Annotated in this window: 20 protein-coding genes; 8 read left to right on the plus strand and 12 right to left on the minus strand. The window is 65.0% G+C overall.

Going from position 1 to position 22,621, the window contains the following annotated elements; translation table 11 throughout:
- Positions 1-7: 7 nt before the first annotated feature.
- The 4 genes from pufL to EHO51_RS17080 all read left to right on the plus strand — a co-directional run bounded on the left by pufL (position 8) and on the right by EHO51_RS17080 (position 3,323).
- Positions 8-832, plus strand: coding sequence for a photosynthetic reaction center subunit L (gene pufL, locus EHO51_RS17065; RefSeq protein WP_124739853.1), 825 nt, complete (start codon positions 8-10; stop codon positions 830-832).
- An 18-nt stretch (positions 833-850) separates the two neighbouring features.
- A complete protein-coding gene (gene pufM, locus EHO51_RS17070; RefSeq protein ID WP_124739854.1) occupies positions 851-1,828 on the plus strand; it encodes a photosynthetic reaction center subunit M in 978 nt (325 codons plus the stop codon).
- Complete coding sequence (gene pufC, locus EHO51_RS17075; protein WP_124739855.1) at positions 1,825-2,847, plus strand: photosynthetic reaction center cytochrome PufC; 1,023 nt, start codon at positions 1,825-1,827, stop codon at positions 2,845-2,847. The genes pufM and pufC overlap by 4 nt, the downstream gene beginning before the upstream one ends.
- A gap of 143 nt (positions 2,848-2,990) precedes the next feature.
- Entirely contained in the window at positions 2,991-3,323 is a 333-nt protein-coding gene (locus tag EHO51_RS17080) for a hypothetical protein (protein WP_245434644.1), read from the plus strand.
- A gap of 92 nt (positions 3,324-3,415) precedes the next feature.
- Here EHO51_RS17080 and bchJ read toward each other — a convergent pair whose 3' ends face one another.
- The 5 genes from bchJ to bchI all read right to left on the minus strand — a co-directional run bounded on the left by bchJ (position 3,416) and on the right by bchI (position 9,556).
- A complete protein-coding gene (bchJ, locus tag EHO51_RS17085) occupies positions 3,416-4,030 on the minus strand; it encodes a bacteriochlorophyll 4-vinyl reductase (protein ID WP_124739856.1) in 615 nt (204 codons plus the stop codon).
- A complete protein-coding gene (gene bchE / locus EHO51_RS17090) occupies positions 4,011-5,669 on the minus strand; it encodes a magnesium-protoporphyrin IX monomethyl ester anaerobic oxidative cyclase (RefSeq protein WP_124739857.1) in 1,659 nt (552 codons plus the stop codon). Before bchE ends, bchJ begins: the two co-directional genes overlap by 20 nt.
- A 106-nt stretch (positions 5,670-5,775) precedes the next feature.
- Positions 5,776-6,708 (minus strand): alpha/beta fold hydrolase BchO, encoded by a 933-nt coding sequence (gene bchO / locus EHO51_RS17095; RefSeq protein ID WP_124739858.1) that lies wholly within the window; start codon positions 6,706-6,708, stop codon positions 5,776-5,778.
- On the minus strand, positions 6,705-8,486 hold the full coding sequence (locus EHO51_RS17100; RefSeq protein WP_124739859.1) for a magnesium chelatase subunit D: 1,782 nt from the start codon (positions 8,484-8,486) through the stop codon (positions 6,705-6,707). Before EHO51_RS17100 ends, bchO begins: the two co-directional genes overlap by 4 nt.
- Positions 8,483-9,556, minus strand: coding sequence for a magnesium chelatase ATPase subunit I (gene bchI / locus EHO51_RS17105; protein WP_124740203.1), 1,074 nt, complete (start codon positions 9,554-9,556; stop codon positions 8,483-8,485). Before bchI ends, EHO51_RS17100 begins: the two co-directional genes overlap by 4 nt.
- A 342-nt stretch (positions 9,557-9,898) precedes the next feature.
- On the opposite strand from bchI, the gene ppsR (EHO51_RS17110) reads away from it, so the two are divergent.
- The 3 genes from ppsR (EHO51_RS17110) to EHO51_RS17120 are packed head-to-tail and all read left to right on the plus strand — an operon-like array spanning position 9,899 to position 14,091.
- On the plus strand, positions 9,899-11,215 hold the full coding sequence (ppsR, locus tag EHO51_RS17110) for a transcriptional regulator PpsR (protein ID WP_124739860.1): 1,317 nt from the start codon (positions 9,899-9,901) through the stop codon (positions 11,213-11,215).
- 42 nt (positions 11,216-11,257) lie between these two features.
- On the plus strand, positions 11,258-13,456 hold the full coding sequence (locus tag EHO51_RS17115; protein WP_124739861.1) for a GAF domain-containing protein: 2,199 nt from the start codon (positions 11,258-11,260) through the stop codon (positions 13,454-13,456).
- On the plus strand, positions 13,453-14,091 hold the full coding sequence (locus EHO51_RS17120) for a biliverdin-producing heme oxygenase (protein WP_124739862.1): 639 nt from the start codon (positions 13,453-13,455) through the stop codon (positions 14,089-14,091). The genes EHO51_RS17115 and EHO51_RS17120 overlap by 4 nt, the downstream gene beginning before the upstream one ends.
- On the opposite strand, the gene EHO51_RS17125 is transcribed toward EHO51_RS17120, so the two are convergent.
- Entirely contained in the window at positions 14,069-14,980 is a 912-nt protein-coding gene (locus tag EHO51_RS17125; RefSeq protein ID WP_164479427.1) for a cobalamin B12-binding domain-containing protein, read from the minus strand. The genes EHO51_RS17120 and EHO51_RS17125 overlap by 23 nt on opposite strands.
- A 388-nt stretch (positions 14,981-15,368) precedes the next feature.
- On the opposite strand from EHO51_RS17125, the gene EHO51_RS17130 reads away from it, so the two are divergent.
- A complete protein-coding gene (locus tag EHO51_RS17130; protein ID WP_245434645.1) occupies positions 15,369-16,877 on the plus strand; it encodes an alpha/beta hydrolase in 1,509 nt (502 codons plus the stop codon).
- Here EHO51_RS17130 and EHO51_RS17135 read toward each other — a convergent pair.
- From EHO51_RS17135 to ppsR (EHO51_RS17160), 6 genes are all read right to left on the minus strand, one after another.
- The gene (locus EHO51_RS17135) at positions 16,784-17,149 is read right to left on the minus strand and encodes a hypothetical protein (protein ID WP_124739865.1); all 366 of its coding nucleotides are present in this window, start codon (positions 17,147-17,149) and stop codon (positions 16,784-16,786) included. The genes EHO51_RS17130 and EHO51_RS17135 overlap by 94 nt on opposite strands.
- A complete protein-coding gene (locus EHO51_RS17140) occupies positions 17,146-17,676 on the minus strand; it encodes a TspO/MBR family protein (protein WP_124740204.1) in 531 nt (176 codons plus the stop codon). The genes EHO51_RS17135 and EHO51_RS17140 overlap by 4 nt, the downstream gene beginning before the upstream one ends.
- On the minus strand, positions 17,676-18,860 hold the full coding sequence (locus EHO51_RS17145; protein ID WP_124739866.1) for a geranylgeranyl diphosphate reductase: 1,185 nt from the start codon (positions 18,858-18,860) through the stop codon (positions 17,676-17,678). The genes EHO51_RS17140 and EHO51_RS17145 overlap by 1 nt, the downstream gene beginning before the upstream one ends.
- An 11-nt stretch (positions 18,861-18,871) precedes the next feature.
- Complete coding sequence (locus EHO51_RS17150) at positions 18,872-20,197, minus strand: BCD family MFS transporter (protein WP_124739867.1); 1,326 nt, start codon at positions 20,195-20,197, stop codon at positions 18,872-18,874.
- A gap of 9 nt (positions 20,198-20,206) precedes the next feature.
- A complete protein-coding gene (chlG, locus tag EHO51_RS17155) occupies positions 20,207-21,073 on the minus strand; it encodes a chlorophyll synthase ChlG (RefSeq protein ID WP_124740205.1) in 867 nt (288 codons plus the stop codon).
- A gap of 66 nt (positions 21,074-21,139) precedes the next feature.
- Positions 21,140-22,582: a transcriptional regulator PpsR gene (ppsR, locus tag EHO51_RS17160; protein WP_124739868.1), complete on the minus strand. Its 1,443-nt coding sequence runs from the start codon at positions 22,580-22,582 to the stop codon at positions 21,140-21,142.
- Positions 22,583-22,621: the final 39 nt, after the last annotated feature.

Consider the following 22,621-nt stretch of genomic DNA (forward strand, 5'->3'; position numbering starts at 1 on the left):
CGCGGCCATGGCCCTGCTGAGTTTCGAGCGAAAATATCGCGTGCGCGGCGGCACGCTCATCGGCGGCGACCTCTTCGATTTCTGGGTCGGCCCGTTTTACGTCGGCTTTTTCGGCGTGACGACGATCATCCTCTCGGCGCTCGGCACGGCGCTGATCATCTGGGGCGCGGCGATGGGCCCGACCTGGAATATCTGGCAGATCAACATCGCCCCGCCCGATCTTAAATATGGTCTGGCGCTCGCGCCGCTGAAGGAAGGCGGGCTCTGGCAGATCATCACCTTCTGCGCGACCGGCGCGTTCATTTCATGGGCGCTGCGCCAGGTTGAAATCTGTCGCAAGCTCGGCATGAACTATCACGTGCCCATCGCCTTCGGTTTCGCGATCTTCGCCTATGTGGCGCTCGTCGTGATTCGTCCGCTGCTGCTGGGCGCCTGGGGTTTCGGTTTCCCCTACGGCATCATCAGTCATCTCGATTGGGTGTCGAACACCGGCTACCAATATCTGCATTTTCACTACAATCCCGCGCATATGATCGCGGTGTCGTTCTTCTTCGCGACATGTTTCGCCTTGTCGCTGCACGGCGCGCTGGTGCTATCCGCGACCAATCCCGGCAAGGGCGAGGCCGTGAAGACGCCCGAACACGAAGACACATTCTTCCGCGACTCGATCGGCTACTCCATCGGCACGCTCGGCATTCATCGGCTCGGCCTGTTTCTGGCGGTGTCCTCCGCATTCTGGAGCGCGGTGTGCATGATCATCAGCGGCCCGTTCTGGACTCGCGGCTGGCCCGAGTGGTGGAACTGGTGGCTCAATCTTCCCGTCTGGCGCTAACGCGTAGGGAGACGAACCGTGGCCTATTATCAGAACATCTTTACGCAGGTTCAGGTCCGCGCCGATGCGCCGCACCCCGGCGTTCCCGTTCCCGGAATGAAGCGAACGAGTTGGGCGACGTTTTCCCATCTTCTCGGACGCATCGGCAATGCGCAGATCGGGCCGATCTATCTCGGCTATCTCGGCACGCTGTCGCTTGTCTTCGGGTTCATCGCCTTCGAAATCATCGGCCTCAACATGTGGGCGTCGGTGAATTGGGATCCGGTGCAGTTCGTGCGGCAACTGCCGTGGCTGGCGCTTGAACCGCCAAAGCCGCAATACGGAATCAAGATCTTTCCGCCGCTCAGCGAGGGCGGGTGGTGGCTGTTCGCCGGCTTTTTCCTAACGTCATCCGTGTTGCTGTGGTGGTGGCGCATGTATCGCCGGGCGCGGGCCTTGGGTCTCGGCACGCATACAGCATGGGCCTTTCTCTCGGCGATCTGGCTCTATCTGGTGCTGGGCTTCATTCGTCCGCTGCTGATGGGCAGCTGGAGTGAGGCGGTGCCGTTCGGCATTTTTCCGCATCTGGATTGGACCGCCGCCTTTTCCATCCGCTACGGCAATCTCTTCTACAATCCGTTTCACATGCTCTCGATCGTCTTCCTCTATGGATCGGCGCTGCTGTTCGCCATGCATGGCGCGACGATTCTGGCGGTCGGGCGTTTCGGCGGCGAGCGCGAGATCGAGCAGATCATCGATCGCGGCACCGCTTCGGAGCGCGCGGCGCTGTTCTGGCGCTGGACAATGGGCTTCAACGCAACGATGGAGTCCATCCACCGCTGGGCCTGGTGGTTCGCCGTGCTGTGCCCGTTGAGCGGCGGCATTGGCATTCTCCTTACCGGCACCGTCGTCGACAATTGGTATCTCTGGGGCGTGCTGCATGGCATTGCGCCGGAATATCCGCATGTCTTCGCGCCGGTCGTCGATCCTGCGCTCACCACGGGAGGCGCGCCATGAGACTGGCTTTCTCTCTCCTCGGCATCGTCGTGGCGACGCTGCTCACGGTCGCCATGCTGTTCACTCCCGGATGGGTTCGCCCGCCGATCATCAGCACACAAACCGGCTACCGCGGCACGGGCCAGGAGCAGCTCATCAGCGCCCAGAACAAGCGCATTCTGGAAGCGGCCAACGCCTTGCCGGCGCCGATCGATAAGGCGACGCCCTCGGGCGAGCGCGCGACCAGCGCTTACAAGAACGTGAAAGTGCTGACCGACCTCAGCACGGATGAGTTCAACCGCCTGATGGTCGCCATCACGCAATGGGTGTCGCCCGACCAGGGCTGCAGCTATTGCCACACCGACGATCTCGCCGACGACGGGATTTACACCAAGATCGTCGCCCGGCGCATGATTGAAATGACGCGTGACCTCAACAAGGAATGGACGTCGCATGTCGGCGATGTCGGCGTGACCTGCTACACCTGTCATCGCGGCCAGCCTGTGCCCAAAAACGTCTGGTACGAAAATCCGGGCGCGCGGCACGCCGGCGGCATGGCGGCGCATAACTATGGCTTCGGCCATCCATCGACGTCGAATGGAACGACGGCGCTTCCCGTCGATCCGTTCACGCCGCATCTGCTCGGCGACGATAATATTCGCGTTGTGGGCAAAACCGCCCTGCCGACCACACGGGGCGCCTCCATCCAACAAACGGAGCAGAGCTACGCGCTGATGATGCACATGTCACAAGCGCTCGGCGTTAATTGCACCTTCTGTCACAATAGCCGCGCATTCCTGGACTGGTCCCAGAGCGCGCCGCAGCGCACGGCCGCTTGGAACGGCTTGCAGATGATGCGGGAACTGAACGCCGTCTATCTTGAAACGCTGAAACCTCTGTATCCCGCCAATCGGTTAGGCCCGCTCGGCGACAGCCCGAAGGCCAATTGCGGGACCTGTCATCAGGGCGTGAGCAAGCCGCTTTACGGTCAGAGCATGTTGCAGGACTTCCCCGAGCTCGGCGGCAAGGCCGCGCGCTGACCGTCGGCTTTCGCCCGGCCGACGGCCACATCGGCCGGGCGCTTTTTAGCCATTTTTGACAAGGATGGTCGCGCACGTCTCAATACCGGCAGTTTGGAGCTTTGCTTTCGTTTCGCTCGGCGCAAAGCAGGGAGGATGACGCCGTGTGCACAGTGGAAAGCGCGCTGCAAGATGATTGCGTCAGCGTCGTTCAAAGGCGAGACGACGAAGGCGCCTATATGATCCGGATCGGGACGCTCGAGACCGTCGTCACCATTCGATTGCGCCGAACCTGGGGTTCGCGCACGGCCTATCGCCTGAGCCACGCGATCAAGACGCCCCGCCAGCCGAGTCCCTTTTGGAGCTGCGCGTCGGAGGCGGATACGCCAGGCGATGCATTGCGGAAAGCGATCAGCGGCTTCACGATGCATTATCGCAAGGCGGTGGGCGAAGGCTATGCGCCAGCCGAAGACTGGCTCGTGCCGGCGGGGAGCTAATCGCGCGCCGTGATTGCCAGGAGCGCAAGCGACAAAGCCATCGAGGGCGGAGCGCGAGCTCATGGATTGCTGCGCGCGCAACGGCGCGGGGCTTACCAGCGCGCCTCGAAGACGCAGGCTGCGGCGCCCGTCGCCGCGCATTCTGTTTCCGTGACGCTCAGTGAAGGCCCGAGCATTTCGCCAAACACCCGCTCGAAGGTCGCGGCGAAATAGGCGCAGGCCGGCGCCTCTGTGCAAAGCCCCTTGCAGATCGGCGAACGGGCGATGCGCAAACGCAGATGCGGCGCGAATTCATAGGAGAATTCGCCGCTGCCTGAAAACGTCCAGGCATGGCGCGCGATCGCCGCGACGAGAATCCGCGCCGCAAGCGGACGCGGCATGAATTTCAGCGCGCGTTGGGCGACTGCGGGAATGCGGTTGGCGAGAAGATAGTCTCCGGTGCGCCGTCCCGCCTCGCGCGAGATCTCGGCGGCTTTCGTTTCGCCGAGACGGCCAATCGCCGCCCGATGCAGCCGCGCGACGTCGTCTTCGGAAATCATTTGCGTCGGCGGCGCGCAGAGATAGCGCGCAAGCCCCGCGTCTTCGAAAATGTCGCGGCGCAGCGGCGCGCCGCATGCGTCGGACAGCGCCGCCGCCATTTGCGTGATGGCGTTCGGTCCGATCAGACCGAGGCGCGCCGTCTCGCCTTCAGCGCGCGCGATGCTCATGCGGCGTCGCGGATTCGCGCATGATGGCCGGCTCGAACGGCGCGTCGTCCGCCTGCTCGACGAGCTGTTCCTTGCCGCCGCCGCAGGCCATGGCCTGCGCCGCCTCATGCATCGTGCTGGCGGGGCGCTTATGCGTGACCTGCCACTCGACATCCTCGTCGGCGGCGCGCCGGCGCGTCGCGTCGAAGTTGAACTTCACTTTGGAGCGCGACTGCGGTCCCCAATAGTCGACTTTGCCGAGATCATAGAATTTGCGTTCAAAGCCAGCCTTGAGGAAGGCCTTGAGGCAGCCGAGGAGATAGCGTCGTCGCTGTCCGCTGCCCGCCCATGGATAGGAGAACAGCGCCTTCTTCATGTAGAAGCGACGATAATTGTTCATCACCCGATCGAGCAGTTCGCCGCGGTCCATCGCCTGCGGTTTGATGATCGGCGTGACGAAATTGTATTTTTCATAATCGAAGATTTCGACCTTGTCCCCAAGCTCCTTGAAGAGATCGGAGAACGGCCAGGGCGTATACATCGACCAGTTGGCGAGGTCCGGCTTCCAGTCCCGCGCCATCTGATAGGTTTCTTCTAACGTTTCCGCTGTCTCGTTTTCGAGGCCGACGATGAATTGCGCCTCGACGACGATGCCGGCGCTGCGCAGCAGCTCGATCGCCTTTTTATTCTGCGCGACGGTCGTCTCCTTGTTGAAGAGATCGAGCTTTAGTTGCGCCGCCGCCTCGGTGCCGAGCGAAACATGGATCAATCCCGCTTTGCGGTAGAACGGCAGCAGCGCTTCATCGCGCAAAATGTCGGTGACGCGGGTATTGATGCCCCAGAGAATATCGAGCTTGCGGTCGATCAGCTCCTGACAGAAGGCGACGAATTTCTTCTTGTTGATCGTCGGCTCCTCGTCGGCGAGGATGAAGAAGCCGACGCCGTGGTCGCGCATCAGCGTCTCGATCTCGTCGACGACTTTCTTCGGATCGCGAATGCGGTAATCCCGCCAGAACTTCCACTGGCTGCAGAAGCTGCAGGTAAAGGGACAGCCGCGCGCCATATTGGGAATGGCGACCTTCACGCCGAGCGGGATGTAGCTGTATTTGTCCCAATTCAGCAGGCTCCAGTCGGCGACGATGGAATCGATATCCTTCACCGTCGGCGCCGCGGCTGTCGCGACCGCCTTGCCGTCCTGTGCATATGCGATGCCCTTGATGGCGTCGCGTCGCGCGGGCCAGCCGCCTTCGTCGATCGTCCGCACAAGATCGACAATGATTTCCTCGCCTTCGCCGCGCACGATCGCGTCGATCCACGGCGCCTCGGCGAGCACCTGACCGTACATGAAGGTCGCATGGACGCCGCCGAGCACGGCGATGGCTCCGGGCGCGGCCTCTTTGGCGATCTGCAGCACGCGCTCCGCTTTATAGATGGAGGGCGTGATCGAGGTGACGCCGACGACATCGGGCGCGTAGTCGGCGATCCCTCTGCGCAAATCCTCGTCACCGATGTCGAAGGTCATCGCGTCGATGAATTTGATGTCGGCGTAGCCGGCCTTCTTGAGCGCGCCGGAAAGATAGGCCACCCAGGCCGGCGGCCAATTGCCGGCGATCTCCGCGCCGCCGGAATGATAATTCGGATGAATGAAAAGGATGCGCATGCTTTCCCTTTCCGACGCTTGTCAATTGCGCTGATCGTAAATCATACTTGACGTTTTGCAACGGAGATTGACATTCCAGGGCGCCATGAACGCGCGACGGATCGCCTCACGGCGTGACGGTGGCCGGTTCTTCGCAGTGACGGCGCTGCGCGGCGTCCCAGAGGTCAAAAATCAATCTTGCGTGCAGCTCGGGGGCTTCCTCATGCGCCAAATGGCCGAGGTCCCTAATCTCCTGGACGCGTGACGTCGGCAGGCGTGCGGCGATGTTGCGCGCGCTCTGCGGCCGCACGGTGCGGTCATTGGCGGCGACGATCAGCGCAAGCGGCGTGGCGAGGCGCGGCAGGTCGCGATTGAGCGCATGCAAATCCCAATGCGCCATCATGGCGAGCGCGCCTTCGACATGCGCCGGATTGCGCATCAGTCTGGCGTAAAGATCCACGCCGCGCGCGTCGAGCGTCGAGCCGCTGCCGGCGAGAAGTCGCGCCACAGCGGCGCGGTCCGCCGACCAGGCGAAATAGCGCGGCGCGAAAGGGTTGAGGAACAGCGCCTTGGCGAGCGAGGGCAGCACGTGGCTGGCGACGCCGCCGAAGGGCGCGAACGCGCCGTTGAGCGCGACGATGAGTTGCGGCGCAATCGCCTTGTCGAGTTCGAGGCGCGCCGACACGGCGGCGCCGGCGGAGTGGCCGACGACGATCTTCGGCAGGGCGCCGAGCGCGCGCAGCAGGGCCGCGAGCGCTTTCGCCATGCCGGGCAGCGATTGCGTGTGCGCGCCGGGCGATGTCGAGAAGCCGTGGCCGGGAAGATCGGGGGCGATGACGCGAAAACGTGACGCAAGCAGCGGCGCGAGGTCGCGATAGGAGTGCGCCGATGCGCCCGCCCCATGCAAGAGAAGCAGCGGCGGACCCTCGCCCATGAGCTGAACATGCCAGCAGACGCCGCCAGCTTCGATCATGCGGCTGGCATGCAGGTTCGGCCAGTCTGCGCCGTCCCGCTCGAGAGTGAGCCGAGCGACGGGCGCGAAGAGATGCGGGAAGATCACGGCGCCGGCACGGCGGCGCGCACCGCCTGAGATAGAGCCGCCGCGTCGGCGAATGGCATTTTGAGATAGCGGCCGTTCATCGCCTCGGCGATTTTGCGCGTCGGGGCGTCTGCGCGCGCCGCGGCTGCAGGCGAGGAGTCGATCGCGAGCGCCGCGAGACCCGGCGCGCGTAAACGCCGCGCCGCATCGAGCGCGTCGTCGAGCGCTTTGGCGCGATCGGGCGCGCCCTTGCGGTCGATATTGCCGCGCCCGTCGGTCAGCAAAATCAGAAGCGGCGTCTGGCCCTTGCGCCTAACGCTTTCCGCCAGTGCGCCGGCGGCGTCGAGCCCGTGCGCCAGCGGCGTGCCGCCGCCGCCCGGCAGCGCCGCGAGCAGCCGCTTGGCGCGCGCCAGCGAACGTGTCGGCGGCAGCAGGATTTCCGCGCTCTTGCCGCGGAAGGCGACGAGGGCGACGCTATCGCGCCGCACATAGCAATCGGCGAGCAGCAGTTCGATCGCGCCCTTCACCTCGCCGAGGCGCTGCATGGCCGAGGAGCCCGAGGCGTCCACGACGAAGATGGCGGTGGTTTCGCGACGCTCGCGGAAACGCGTGACGCGAAAATCGTCGGCGCGCACGCGCACGGCGAGCCCCGCCTCGTCAGCCGCATGCGCGCGTCGCAGGAGCTGCCAGGGCGCAGCGGCGCGCAATGTTGCGATGAGGCAGAGGCGTCCCTCGCGCAGCGCGCCGCGCCTTGCGCCCAGCGGCCGGCCGCGCCGGGCGGAGACGACAGCGGCGCCAGACTTTCCGCCGCGCGCGGAAGGCGCGCGCGTTCTTGCGTCGGTTGCGAGCCGCGCCAAGACATCAGCCGGAATGGCGGCGCGCGCGGCGGCGACGATGAGATCGTCGGGCGCCGGCGCCTCGCGCGGCTGCGCATTGTCATTCTTGGGGTCGGCGTCATTTTTCGCTGAGCCGGGCTCGTCACCCGCCTCCTCGGGAGGGACTTCGCTCTCTTCGATCGGCGGCGCGCATGTCGCGCGCGGCGCCAGCGCCAGGCAGGCGGCGACCGCGAGGTCTTCGTCGTCGACCACATCGGCGCAGCGGAGAGCGCAAGACGCGCGGGCGACGCGCAGCGCCAGCAGCGGCGCACGCAAGGAGTCGATGCCGAGCCGCGCGGCGGCGACGACGAGCGCGTCGATCGCCTTTTCAGGCGCGACGACCAACGGGAGTCGCGCGCGCGCCGCCGCCACCTGCGCGGCGCTTGCGGGACGCTCTTTGACGGCGCGATGGCTCACCTCGGCGAGGTCGAGATGGAAAGCCAGGCGGTCGAGCAGCGCCGCCGGCGGCCGCTCGTCATCATCATGCCCTTCATCGAGGGCGACGACCCCGATGCGCGATTGCTGGCGGGCCGAAAGTCCGTCGCGCGCGAGTTCGATCTCGCCACAGTCGAGCGCCGCCGCGATACGCGCCGCCGTCGCGCCGCCAAGGCGCTCCGCCATGGCGAGCACGACGACTCCGCCGTCCGCTTGCGCGAGCAGGCCGGTTTCGGCGACGGGCCGCCCCGCGCGCAACGTGGCGGCGAGATCCAGTCCGCCCAGCAGGCGGTCGTCGGAGATGGCGAGCGGGGCGCGGCGCATCGGCGCGTCGCTCGGGAGATAGTCGCGCAGCAGGGCGACCCAGGCGTCGCGCGCGGGCCCCGGCGGGGCTCTCAGCGAGACGCCCGAACCCAAAGGGTCAACCGCAAACAGCGCGGCAGCGTGGCTCGCGCGCGCCCAGGCGGCGGCCTCGCCGTCGCCGCTCATGCGCCGAAAATCTCCTCGATGCCGCGCGCGACGCGCGTCGCGGAGCCGATATCGTCGAGCGGATTGCGCCGCAGCCGGTGGCCGAGCGCGAATGGCGCGACGCGCCGCAGCTGCGCGTCGCCGACGCGCTCCACGCCCTCAAAACTCGCGAGCGCGCGGGCGGCGCGCAACAGCGTCAGTTCTCCGCGCAGACCATCGGCTCCAAGCGCGACGCATAGCATGGCCGCCTTCTCCAGCGCTTCGTCCGGCGCCTGGACGGCGCCGAGGCGTTCGCGTCCCGTCGCAATCCTGCGTCGCAGCTTGTGCTCTTCGACCGACCAGGCCTTGGCGAAGCGCGCCGGATCGCGCTCGAATGCGTCGCGGCGGCGCACGACCTCTATCCGAGTCGGGATGTCAGTCGGCGTCTTCACGTCGACGGCGAGGCCGAAGCGGTCGAGGAGCTGCGGACGCAGCTCGCCCTCTTCGGGGTTGCCGCTGCCGATCAGCACGAAGCGCGCCGGGTGGCGCACGCTCAATCCCTCGCGTTCGACGACATTTTCGCCGGACGCGGCGACGTCGAGCAAGAGATCGACGAGATGATCCTCGAGAAGATTGGCTTCGTCGATATAGAGAAAGCCACGGTTGGCCTTGGCGAGCAGGCCGGGCTCGAAAGACTTCTCGCCCTGCGTCAGCGCCCGTTCGAGATCGAGCGCGCCGACGACGCGATCCTCCGTGGCGCCGAGAGGCAGATCGATGACCGGAGCGGCGCGCAGCGTCGTTTTGAGCCCGCCCTGCGCGGCGCGTTTTTTACAGCCGTCGCAAAGCGCAGCGGTCGCTGCGGGATCGCAATTATAGGCGCAGCCGACGACCGAACGCATGGGCGGCAGCAGGCGCGCCAGCGCGCGCACCGCCGTCGACTTTCCCGTCCCGCGATCGCCAAAGACGAGCACGCCGCCGACGGACGGATCGATCGCGGCGATCACGAAGGCGAGCTTCATGTCGTCCTGGCCGACGATCGCGGTGAAGGGAAATGGCGCGAGCGAGTCGGGCGGCGAGAAATTCTGCGCCGCGAGCGCGCCTTCAGCTTGCATGCGGCGCGCGTCGATCGCGCGCGTCGTTGTTCGTGAAAGCTTGACCGGAAGCGGCGACATGCACGGTCCTCTCGGCTTGGTGTGAAGTAAACTTACACGCCATGTGTCATTTTAAATTGACACCTTTAGCCGCTCCGCGCAAGCTCGCGTGACAGATTTAGTCAATTAATCCGCAGAAATTGACGGCTGTGGCGTAGCAATCTCCACCAACAGGGTCCATTCTCTGATGTAGGCTGAATGAAACCGGGGGTCTGTTCATGTCTGCTGGCGTCAACGCCGGACGCCTTGAGGGGCTATGGGACGTCCTAGCGTTCCCTGCCGTCCGCCCGTTGGGGATCGGCAATGCCCGATAGGTCCAACACGCGCCCCGAACTAACGCTGACGCTCGACAAAGACGGCGTCATCCAGAATGTCGTGCGAGCGAAATCACTGGCGAAAGAGCCGCTCGAACAGTGGCTCGGCCGGCGCTGGGGCGAGATGATGGAGCCGGCGATCGACGACGGCGCGCTGCAGAAGATCGAGGATGTGCGCTTGCACGGCGACTCCTCTTGTTTTCAGGTGCGTCAGCGGTTTCCGAGCGGCCGCGAACTGGCGATGGAATATACGACCTTCAGTCTTGGCAAGAAGGCGGGTTTTGTCGCGATCGGACGCAGTCTCGAAGCGATCAGCGAATTGCAATCGCGTCTTCAGCTCGCCCAGGAAGCGCGCGAGCGCGACTATTGGAAAATGCGCGAAATCGAGACGCGCTATCGCATGCTGTTTGATGCGACGAGCGAGGCTGTGGCTCTGGTCAGCGTCTCCGATCTGCGCGTCGTCGAAGCCAATCTTTGCGCAACCAAGAATCTTGACCTCGCCCCCGGCGCGCCGTTCCTAGCGCGACTCGACGATCGCGACCGGCGCGTCCTCGACGAAATGTTGGCGAAGACCCGCGAAGAAGGCCGCGCGCCTGGCGTCGTGCTGCGCGCGACGCCATTCGGCCAACTATGGAGCCTGCGCGCGTCCTTGATGAATGCGGAGTCGGGCGCGCTTTATCTTTGCCAGCTGGCGCCGATGCGTGATCCGGGCGCAGCTGACAGGGCCGATGGCTTCTCGATGAGAAGTTTTGTCGATCGGATGCCTGACGGCTTTGTCGTCGTCGACCGCGACGGCGCCGTACAGGCCGCAAATGACGCTTTCCTCGATCTCGTGCAGATCGGCTCGGAGGCGGCGGCGATCGGCTGCAAATTGACACGATGGCTCTCAAGCCCCGGCGCCGACGCCAATCTGGTGATTGCGCTCGTTCAAAAACACGGCGATGTGCGGCGCTTTCAGACCACGATTGACGGAGAGCTTGGCCAATCGATCAGCGTCGAGATTTCCGCTATCGGCGACGACGCCTCCCAGCCGAACTACTTCGGGCTGCTCATCCGCGACTTGGGTCATCGGCGTGCGACCGCGGAGGCTCCGCCACGAGCAGTCGCCGACGCATCGGTTGCGGTCGACGATTTTGACAATCGAACGCTCGAGCAGATCGTAAAGATGACCACGGAAACGATCGAGCGCAAAGCCATTGCGCGTGCGCTTGAACGGTTTCGCGGCAATCGCACGGTCGCCGCCCGCCATTTGGGTTTGAGTCGGCAGAGCCTGCATGCGAAACTAAAAAAATACCAGCGAGAATAAGTTACAAAAGCCATTCCATTCGCAGGCAGGGGAAGCTAAACCGTGACCCTCGATCCCGCCGCCTCGCCAGCCTTCGGTCAGGCGAATCTTTCGAACTGCGAACGCGAGCAGATTCATTTCGCCGGGTCGATTCAGCCGCACGGCGCGCTTCTGGCGGTTCGCGAGTCGGACGGCGTCATCGTGCAGGAGAGCGGCAACGCAGCTTCCTTTCTTGGCTATCCCCAATCCTTGCGCGGCGCGCATCTGCGCAAGCTTGGCGGCGACCTCTGGAGCCGCAGCCGCCTTTACCTTGACCGTCCGGTAGACGCCATCCCCGTGGCCATACGGTGCGCCGCTGGCGCCCGAGCAGAGCCTCTCAACGCGCTCTTGCATCGTGCGCCGCATGGCGGCCTCATCGTCGAACTGGAAAATGCCGGCCCGCCCGTCGACTATACGCTGGCGATTCAGCGGGGCGTCGACACGATCCTCTCATCTTCGACCCTGCGCGCCCTGTGCGACGCCTGCGCTGGGATTTTTCGCGACTTGACCGGCTATGATCGCGTCATGATCTATCGTTTCGACGACGAAGGTCATGGCGAGGTCTTCTCGGAGACGAAGCGCCCGGAGCTCGAAGCTTTTCTGGGCAACCGCTATCCCGCCTCGGACATTCCGCAGATCGCGCGTCGTCTCTATGAGCGCAACCGCGTGCGACTGCTCGCAGACGTCGGCTATACGCCGTCGGTTCTCGAACCGCAATTTTCGCCGCTCACAGGCGAAGAGCTCGACATGTCGATGTGCTTCCTGCGCAGCGTGTCGCCCATCCATCTGCAATATTTGAAAAACATGGATGTGGCGGCGACGCTCGTCGTATCGCTCATGGTCGGCGGAGAACTTTGGGGCCTGATCTCCTGTCATCATTACGCGCCGCGCCTTATTCATTTCGAGATGCGCGCGGTCTGCGAGTTGCTGGCTGAGGTCATGGGGACGCGCATCGCGGCGCTGGAGAGTTTTGCGCAAGGACAGGCCGAACTCTCGGTGCGGCGTCTGGAGCAGCGCATGATCGAAAGCGTGACGCGCGAGGGAGACTGGCGCGGCGCGCTGTTCGACAGAGCACGCTCTCTGTTGCTGCCGCTCAACGCCAGCGGCGCCGCGCTGCTGTTTGAAGGCAAGACGCAAACCGTCGGCGACGTTCCTGGGTCCGAAGAAATCCGCGCTCTCGGCCAGTGGCTGCAAAAGCGCCTCAACGACGGCGTCTTCGCAACGTCCGCACTCTCGTCGCAAGAGCCCGCCTTCGCGTCTTTAACGGGCGTCGCCAGCGGAGTGATCGCGACGCGCGTTTCCAACGAACCTGACGAGCTGCTGATCTGGTTTCGTAAGGAGCGTGTACGAACGGTGACGTGGGGCGGCAATCCATTCAAAGCGCCGTCCGACGGGGACGATCCAAACGAGCTCTCGCCGCGTCGTTCCTTCGCCCAATGGCATCAGGTCGTCGAGGGCACCTCCGATCCTTGGACCGCCGCGGATCGCGCGGCCGCGCGATTGATCGGCGAGAGCGTCACCGACGTCGTCGCGCAGTTTCGTTCTCTGCGGATTCTCGTCGCGCAAGATCAGCTCGAACACGTTTTGCGCCAGGTTCATTCCTCCAATCAGCAGATTGTCGTCGCGGCCGCCGACGGCGCCGTGCTCGAAGCGAATTCCGCGCTCAATCTCTTGCTTGGCCTGCAGCGACCGCTTCGTCATCTCGATGAATTAAGCGCCCATTTCGCTGATCCCGACGAGGTGGAGAAAAGGTTGCGTGCGCTGCGCGACAGTCGCACACCCTGGCGCGGCGAAGCGATGCTCGTTGATCGAATCGGCGACACACGGCCCATCGCCGTGCGCGCCGATCCCGTGCTGGCGTCGCGCGACCGCATATTGGGCTATGTCATTCTCTTCACCGACCTTGCCGAGCGCAGAGCGGCGGAGGCGGCGCGCCGGAATTTTCGCGATAATCTCCTCTTGAGCCAACGGCGGCTGATGCGGCGCATCGACTCGAGCGCCGCGCTCGCCGTTGAGAACGTGATGTCGAGCATCATCGACAATGCGCAGCTCGCCGCGCTGGAAATCGCCGACGGTCTTGACACCGCCGGCATTCCGGACACGCTGGAGAGCGTCCGGGCTTCGGTCGCACGCGCCGCGGAAGTGCTCGAACAGATTTCGGTCGGCGGCGCCTCGACGGCGGACGAACGCTCGGCTTCGAAAAGCTACGGCGGAAAAAAATGACGAGTTGTGCGTCCGTTCGCGAAGAGTTGCGCGCCGCGACTCGCCAGACGCATCAGCGTTTGCATCGGCATCCTGGACTATCGGCGGCCGCGCGCGGCGCGATCGGCGTCGATGACTACCGTCAATTGCTGATGCGGCTCTATGGTTTTCACCTCGCCTTCGAGGACGCTCACGCAAGCGCCATGCAGAAGCTCGGCTTTATCGCGAGTTCGCGTGCTGAGCTTATTGCGCTGGATCTTGCCGCGCTCGGAATCATGCGCTTCGATGTTTTCCGCCTGCCGCGGTGCGCGGCGCTGCGTGAGCCTTCGAGCGAGGCTTGCGCGCTCGGCGCGCTCTATGTCGTCGAGGGCTCTGCGCTTGGCGGCGTGCTGATCGCGGAAGCGTTGGCGCCGGTCGTCGGCGAGGCGCGCCGGTTTTTTCTCGGCGGCCCATCACGGCCCGAAGTCTGGCCAAGCTTGCTGGCGCGCGTCGAGACATTGGCGCCTGGCGCGCAACGAGCCAGCGCCATTGGCGCCGCCATCGAGACGTTTCGGATCTTCGAAGAGTGGATGTTCGATTGGCGCGCCGCCTCGTCTTGCCTCGATCGCTGGCGGTCAGCTCCGGCAGCGAAAACTAAAGGCGACGTTCCGTCGTAGCCTGGCGCGTCGACGCGCACGGCTGACGCAGGACTAGCTTTTTCGCCAGAATCGTCGCTGTCGCCGCATCAGAGGCGGTGGCGTCCGCGCCGACTTGCGCAACGAGATTGGGATTGCGTTTGAAGATGGGCCCCCCGACCATTACGCCGACGTCGGCGTTCGCGGAGGATTCGCGCACCGCCCGAATGGTGCGCGCCAGCGTCTCCAACTCCGACTCGGCGCTCAGCGTTATGCCGAAGACGCCAAACCAACCGCTCGCCGAAACGTCGGCGACGCCGTCGGCGTCGAGGTCCCTCTCGACGCGTACGTCCCAGGAGGCGTTGCGCATGAACACCGCAACCATGTCGACGCCGAAGACGTGCTTTTCACCGGGAAGCGTCGCGAGCAGCGCGCGCTGGCGCGGATCGCACGCCGCCGATTCCTCGACGCCGCCGAAGCGGCACATCAGCTTCTGCATTCGTGCGACGCCGAGCGTGACGTCGATGAAATCGCAGCGATCTTCTTCCCAGAGAACGCCGAGGTGACGCGCCGCTTCGGCGAGGAGGCCGACGAAAAGCGTTTCAAGCGAATGGCCTTTGGCCCGCATCTTGTCGAAGAACGCCGATGATTCATCGCCTTCGTCGCGCGTCAACAGCGCGCCGAAGGTTTCGATCTCCTCGGTTTGAAACGCCTTCTCCGGCTCATGCGCCAACAGCGCGTGGTGCATGAGCTGGAGACGCGGAACGATGTCGTCGAGGATCACGCAGGCGAGTCGCGCCTGCCGTGCCTGGAGGTCGGATCGAACGATGACGTCAGGCTCGGGCCATTCTTGAAATTCATTCGGGCAGTGAGCCGCGCCAGGAATCGCGCGGCGGGCGGAAGCGGGATCGAATTCGCCTAGATCGGTCATCGTCTGGCCTCCCGAGCCGGTCGCCACGGCGATGGCCCGCCGGCGCCCAGGCCCCGAAATCATCGTTGTTGCGTTCCGACCTTCCGAACGGACATTTCAAGCGCTACATCTTGACAGCCATCCGGTTTTTCGGGCGAGCGGCCCCGCCTCTATTATTATGACAATGAAGAGTTTTTTAACGTTCCTGAGTGCGCCATTCGAGCTCACAGCAGGCCATCGCCCGCATGAAAAGCATTCAAACGCACAAAAACGCGATAGTAAAGCTTAATTGACGGTAGCTTTGCGGTAAGCTGAGGTGTGTCATGCAGCACGGACACATGCGAGAGCCCGGCAATGGGCTTTAGAATCCGTTCGCTGCGACATCGAGCAGGGCAGCACGATGAAAAAGATGCGCTCAATTTTTTTTGCGCTGGTCGCATTCAGCGCCGTTACGCTCTCGCTTCACGGTTTATGGGAGTCCGAAGCCGGTCTTGTGATCGAACGTCTTCACATCGGCGACATTCCCGTCACGTTGATGCGCAAGTCCGACATTCCGCCGGCGCCGGCGATCGTGATCGCCCACGGCTTTTCCGGCTCGCAGCAATTGATGGCGCCGATCGCAACGACGCTCACGCGAAACGGCTATGTGGCGGTCACCTTCGACTTCTCCGGGCATGGCCGCAATCCGAGGCCGATGCCGGGCGGTCTCGCCAAACTCGAAACGAGCACGGCGGCGCTCCTCAACGACATCGACGAGGTCGTGCGCTTCGCGCAGCGTCAGCCAGGGGCCGATGGGCGGGTCGCGCTTGTCGGCCATTCGATGGCCACGGATCTCGTCGTGCGTCACGCGATCCGCGACCCGCAGATCGTCGCGGTCGCGGCGTTTTCCTTCTTCGGCGAGGGCGTCACGCGCGACCAGCCGAAAAATCTCATCATCATCGACGGCGCATGGGAGTCGCAACGGCTGATCGAGGCCGGCGTGCGCGTCGTTTCGCAAGCAGCCGACGGGACGGCGCAGGCGGGCGTCACCTATGGCGACATCGCGCGTGGAACCGGGCGCCGGTTGGCGATCGCGCGGGGCGTCGAACATATCGGCGTTCTCTACAGTCGCGACGCGATGACCGAGACGCTCAATTGGATGAACGCCGTCTTCGGGAGACGCGAGGCCGGCTATATCGACGCGCGCGGCCCTTGGCTTGCGCTGCTGTTTGCGGGCCTCATCGCCTTGATGCGCCCGCTCGCGCAGTTCCTGCCGCAAGTCTCGCCCGTTCCGCTTGGCGCCGGGCTGCCATGGCGGCGCTTGGCGCCGATCGCCATAGCGCCAGCGTTGCTGACGCCGCTTATCCTATGGAAGGCGCCGACGGATTTCCTGCCGATCCTGCTCGGCGATTATCTCGTCGCTCATCTCGCGGTCTACGGCGTCCTGATATTCGCCGGCCTATGGCTCGCACAGGGCGGCTTGCCGGTCTTTCGGCCGCCGCGCTGGAAGCCTCTGCTTGTGGCGGCGGCGGCGCTTGCCGCTATGTACACGCTCGTTCTCGGCCTGCCGCTTGACGCCTATGTCATCTCTTACCAGCCGACGGGCGTTCGCGCGCCGCTTGTCCCAATAATGTTTATCGGATGCGCGCTTTATTTTCTCGCCGACGAATGGATGACGCGCGGCCCGGGCGCCGCGCGCGGCGGCTATGTCTTCAGCAAGTTCTGCTTCATCGCCTCACTTGCGATCGCGGTGGCGCTTAATCCGAGGCGGCTGTTCTTTCTCGTGATTATCGCAATCGTCATCGTCATTCTGTTGACGGTCTATGGGCTGGTGGGGAGATGGGTCTATGCGCGCACGCGCGATCCCCGCGTCGGCGCGCTCGGCGCCGCCTTCGGACTCGCCTGGGCGCTGGCCGTCACGTTCCCGATCGTCGACTGAGTCTTGCGCGGCTCCCACCGAAGCGCGAGATCGGCGAGATGCGCGAGGAAGGCCATGGCGAGACTTGCGGCGATCGCCAGCGTCGGCGCGCCCGCGAGGGCGCAGCGCAGCGCGACGAGCAGAGCCGCCCCAGCCAGGAGATTGCAGAGAAAGCCGGCTGGCGGCGGCCCGCGCCGGGTGAGGGTTCGCAGACCAAGAACGCCGATGGCTTCGAGCGCCACGAGGATCAAGATCCAGTCGATGAGATTCGGGTCTACCACGAAGGCGCTCATGCGCGTTCCGCCGGGCGTTTGGCCTTGGGCCAATAGGTTGCGAAGGGCTTGTTCAGTTCGACCATGCGCCAGTTGAGACAGCCCGCGAAACTGACCCAGGCGAGATAGGGCAGCAGCAATGCCGCTGCGAAGGTCGAGATCGCGCCGACGGCGATGACGAGCGACAGGACCGACAGCCACAGGAAGACGAGTTCGACGAGCGCCCAGTCGGGCCGCCGCAGCTTGAAGAACAGCGGGCTCCAGGCGATGTTCAGCACGGCGTTGATCGCAAAGAGCGCCAAAAGCCTCACGCGCGCCCCATCGTCCGGCGCCTGTTCCCAGGCAAGAACGCCGCTCGTCGCGGTCAGCAGGAAAATCAGCGTCCAGGCCGGGCCGAACAGCCAGTTCGGCGGACGCCATGACGGAAAATTCAAGCCCTCGTACCAGTCGCTGATTTCAGTGGCGAGACCGCCGAGCAGCGCCACGAGCGCGACGCTCGCGGTCGCGACTGCGACGAGAGTCCAGCGATCGGCCGCGAGCGAGTCCATCATGGCGACGCGAGTCTCAAGAGATGGGCGAGGTCCTTGAAGAAGATGCGCACATGCGCCATCGGATCCGCGCGCACGAGCTCCTTGTTCATATAGGCCTCCCAGGTGAGGCGCTGGACGTCGGGATCCTTGCAGATATTGACGAAGGCTTCGCGCAGCCGATCATTGCGATACCAGAAATATTGCATCATCCCGAGAATGAAGAAGACCCGCCCATGCAGCTTCATGAAGCGCCTGCGCGCCATCGAGAGCGCGCGCGCGTCTCCGGTGCGCAGGCATTCTTCGACAGCGTCCGCCGAAAGTCGGCCGCCGAGCATGGCGTAATAAATGCCTTCGCCCGACGCGGGCGCGACGACGCCTGCAGCGTCGCCGGCGAGAATGACGTCGCGGCCATTGTCCCAGCGCTTGAGCGGCTTCAAGGGAATCGGCGCGCCTTCGCGGCGCACGGTCGATGCATCGGAGAGGCCTGTGCCGTCACGCAGATCGCGCACCGAGTTTTTCAGCGAAAAGCCTTTGTTGGCGCTTCCCGTGCCGACGCTCATCGTGTCGCCATGCGGGAAGATCCAGGCGTAGAAATCCGGCGAGAGCGCGCCGCGATAATGAATCTCGCAGCGATCAGGGTCGCTGGCTTCGGCGGGCGGCGTTTCGATGACTTCATGATAGGCGAACACGAAGCGCGTCTTGTCGGCGCCGGGCACTTCTTGGCGGCCGACCTGGGAAAGCGCGCCATCGGCGCCGATGACGCAGCGCGCGCGAAGAGTCCGCGGCTTGGTTTCGCCCTTGGCGCGGTAATGCACGCGCGTAATGCCGTTTTCGTCGCGGGTGATCCTCTCATAGGCGCCCGTCACGCGCATCGCGCCACAAGCGGCCGCGCGGCAGCGCAGCCATTCGTCGAATTCGCAGCGGTCGACCATGCCGACGAAGCCGCCCTTGATCGGCATGTCGACGGCGACGCCTTTCGGAGAGATCATCCGGGCGGAACAGACGCGCGCCTTCAGCAGATGATCAGGAATCGCGAAATCGCGGATGAGCCGGGGCGGAATGGCGCCGCCGCACGGCTTGATGCGGCCTGCCTTGTCAATGAGCGCGACTTTGCGGCCGCGCCGCGCGAGATCATGCGCGGCCGTCGCGCCTGCGGGTCCTCCCCCGACGACAGCAACGTCAAAGAGCGCGTCTTCACTCATCAGCGGCTCCTTTAGGACTGCGCCGCCGCGACATGCGGCGGCAATGGCGCGCTCGCGCGCGCGGGCTGCGGCGAGGCGACTCGGCTCGCGAGCGCGGCCGAGACGACGAAGAGCAGGGCCTCGCCAACAAAAACGAGCGAATAGGCAGCGAGCGGCGTCGCGACGGCGAGTTTCGCGAGATCGACCAGAACCGTCGCGCCGAAGCCGCCGAGACCGAAGGCGACGGCCTGCGCGGCGCCCCACAGCCCCATGCGCGTGCCGGCGCGCGCGTGAGCGCCTTCGCCTGCGAGCCCCATCATCGACCCGATCGCGGCGACCGCGAAGGCGCCGTTCGAAATCCCGAGCGCGAAAACAGATGCGCGCAGCGCCAGCGAGAGTCCGGCGTAGCCGCTTGCCGCGACGCAGATGAGCGAAGCGGCTGACGCGGCGCAGCCGGCGACGGTCCACATCCGCAGCGAGCCCAGACGCGGTCCGCCAATCCCGGTCGCGGCGAACGCGACGCCGATCATTCCGAGCAGAACGCCGCCGTGCTGGAGGCCAGCGAGCTTCGTGGTCGCGCCGGGAGTCATGCCAAAGACGACGCCGGCGAAGGGCTCAACGAGCAGTTCCTGCATGCTGTAGGCCAGCATCGATACGAAGATGAAGATGGTGAACCGGCGCGCCGCCGACTCGCTCCAAACCTGCATGAAGGCCGCACGGAAGGGGGGCCGCTGCGCCGCAGAAACCGGCGATGGGGCGTCCGTCTCCAAGCCAATGACGGCGATCGTCGCCGTCAACCAGGCCACGGAGCAGACGCAGGCCGTGACGACGACGAGGCGTTGCATCGAAAAGGGATCAAGGAAATGACCCGCGAGCGGCGCGCTCACCGCGAAGCCGAGGATCATCATCACCCAAACAGTCGTCGCGGCGGCGGCGCGGCGCTCAGGCGCGACGCGCGTCGCAAGCATGGCGAGCACCGACGTGCCGGCGGCGCCGGCGCCCATGCCGACCAGAAGAAAGGCGAAAGCGGCGAGCGCCAAGCCCGCGGCGAGGTTTGTCGCGGCAAGCGCAGTGGCGAGCGCTGCGCCGATTCCGCCGAGCGCCAACGCCGCGAGGCCGCCGACGATCCAGGGCGTGCGACGCCCGCCGACGTCGGCGCCATATCCCCAGGCGGGGCGCAGAACCTGTATCGCGTAATGCGAGGCGACGAGCACTCCAGGCACAAAAGCCGGCAACGCGAGTTCCACCGCCATAACGCGATTGATGGTGGAGGTCATCAGAACGACGACGGCGCCGAGCGCGGTTTGGACAAGTCCGAGCCGGATAATGCCGGACCAAGCGAGCGGCGGCGCGTTCATCGATGTCCCCTATCCACGCATGGCGAAGGCGCTGACCAGCATGCCAAGCACGTAAAGAGTCGTGCCCGTGGCGTTATAGAAGGGCGCCTGTTCGCGCGGATGTGCGAGAAGTCTGCGCATCAGCGCGAATTGTCCGGCGAGCAGCGCTGCGACGATCGCCGCATAAACAGGGCGCTCCCAATAGGCAAGCAGCCCGACGACGACGAACTGCGGCGCCGCCATGACGTAACAGGCGAAGCGGGCCGCCTCATTGACGCCAAGCTGCACCGGCAGCGACAGAACGCCCATGCGACGGTCGCCGTCGACCGACTTGAAGTCGTTCAGGGTCATGATGCCGTGCGCGCCGAAGCTATAGAGCAGGGCGAGCGCGATGATGCGCCAATCGGGAAGCGAGGCCGCCATGACGGCGGCGCCGGTGAACCAGGGCAGGCCTTCGTAACAGAGCGCGACGGCGGAATTGCCCCACCAGCCATTCTGCTTCAGCCGCAGCGGCGGCGCGCTGTAGATCCAGGCGAGAACGAGGCCGAGCACCGCGGCGGCGAACACCCAGAGGCCGAGCGCCGCCGCCACGGCGAGCGACAACACGGTCCAGAGGCAGGCGATGTAGAAGCCCCAGCGGCCGGGAATGCGGCCGGAAGGAATTGGCCGGTTCGGCTCGTTGATGGCGTCGACGTGACGATCATACCAGTCATTCACGGCCTGGCTCGTCGCGCAAACCAGCGGTCCGGCGAGAACCACGCCGGCGAGCGCAAAGGACCAGCGGGAGAGCGGTGAGACGCCAGACGAAACGATGCCGCAAGCAAAGGCCCACATCGGCGCGAACCATGTGATGGGTTTGAGAAGCTCGAGAACGGCGGCAGGTTTCGGCGTCTGCATCATGCGACGCTATGCTTGACGCTAATTTATGTCAACCTAGATTTACACAAACGCTACTGGGGACGGTCACTCGCCGTCGCCCGCCGCTTCATCGTCGTCCAGGTCGCCTAGCCCGTAGCGGCGCAGCTTGGTGTAGAGGCCCTGGCGGCTGAGGCCGAGCATTTCGGCCGCCGAGGCGCGATTGTCATGCGTCAGCTCCAGCGCGGCTTCGATGCACAAGCGTTCGATGAGATCGGTGGTCTCGCGCACGAGATTCTTCAGCGGCACGCGGCCCACAAGATCGGCGAACTGCTCGGCCGTTCGCGGCAGCTCATGGCCGCCGAGCCGGTCGCGGCCGGCGCGCCAGCCGGCGCTGCGGATGCAAAAGCCAAGATAGTGGCGTGCGCCCTCGGCGACGTCGACGGCGGAGATCTCGACATCTTCGGAGGAGCCGTATTGGCCGCGCGCGAGCGTCGAGAAATGGCGCACGACGCCATGCGTCTGGAGATTGGCGAAGAGCACCTCGGCGTCGACCCCGGGCCGCCCGATCCAGCGCTCGATCGATTCGCCGCGCAACTGTTCCTCCGAGCCCGCTTGCGCCAGATCCACGAAAGCCGCATTGGCGGCGAGAATACGCCGGTTGCTATCGGTCAACGCGAAGGCGTCCGGCATCCGCTCGAGCGCGTTGAGCATTCCGGTCTTTTCGCCCGAGAGCGCCGTTGCGCCGCCCATCCGCGACAGTATGACAATGATGTTGGCGGCGCCGTCCTGCCGAAACAGCGCGCCAGAAAGCAGCAGCGACTCCCTGGTTTCGGCGAGTTGGGCGTGGACATTGTCGACGCGCGGCGCGACGAGCAGCGCGGTGACGAAGGACTGCGCGGCGCGGCGGCTGGCCTCGTCGAAGAGATCGCCGAAAGGGGCGCCGACGATTTTTTTGGCGGCTTTGCCGACCAGCGCGACCGCCGCGGGATTGGCCTCGGCGATCCGACTGCCGGCGCCGTCGAGGATTAAGATCGCCTCTGAGGAGAGCTGGAACAGCAGCCGATAGCGCTTCTCGGCGTTGCGGATGCGGTGATATTCGCGCTCCATCTCCTGCTGCGCCTCGGCGACGCGCTGCTGCAGCGCGGCGAGCGGCCGAAGATCGCGGCCGAACGCGACGATGGCGCCGTCGGCTGCGGCCCGCACGGCGCTGTAGCGAACCGGGAAGTCCGGGCCGGGAGGCGCCGGATGGTTGACCTGCCGCCCGCGCGGCGTCGTCCCCTTTTGCGCGTCGCGCAGCAGCGCTTCGATTTTCGGCCGGCTCTCGATTGTCACCGTGTCGATCCAAGGCCGACCGACCCATTCGCGCACGGGCGCATTGCATTCCGCGCTGGCCGCCGCGTCGATGATGACGCCTTTCGCGTCAACGATGAGCGTCAAATCGGCGGCGGCGGCGAGAAGGCCGGCGATTCCTTGCGCATCGAGCGCGCCGAGCCGTGCGTCGGCGCTTAGAAATCCCGTCGTGGTCGCGGAGGAGGGCGCGTCGCTCACAAAGAGTTTCTTTCGGTTTCGACCAAATTTACCGACAGG

Origin of the sequence: Methylocystis rosea, from assembly GCF_003855495.1 — a bacterium.
GTDB lineage: Bacteria > Pseudomonadota > Alphaproteobacteria > Rhizobiales > Beijerinckiaceae > Methylocystis > Methylocystis rosea_A.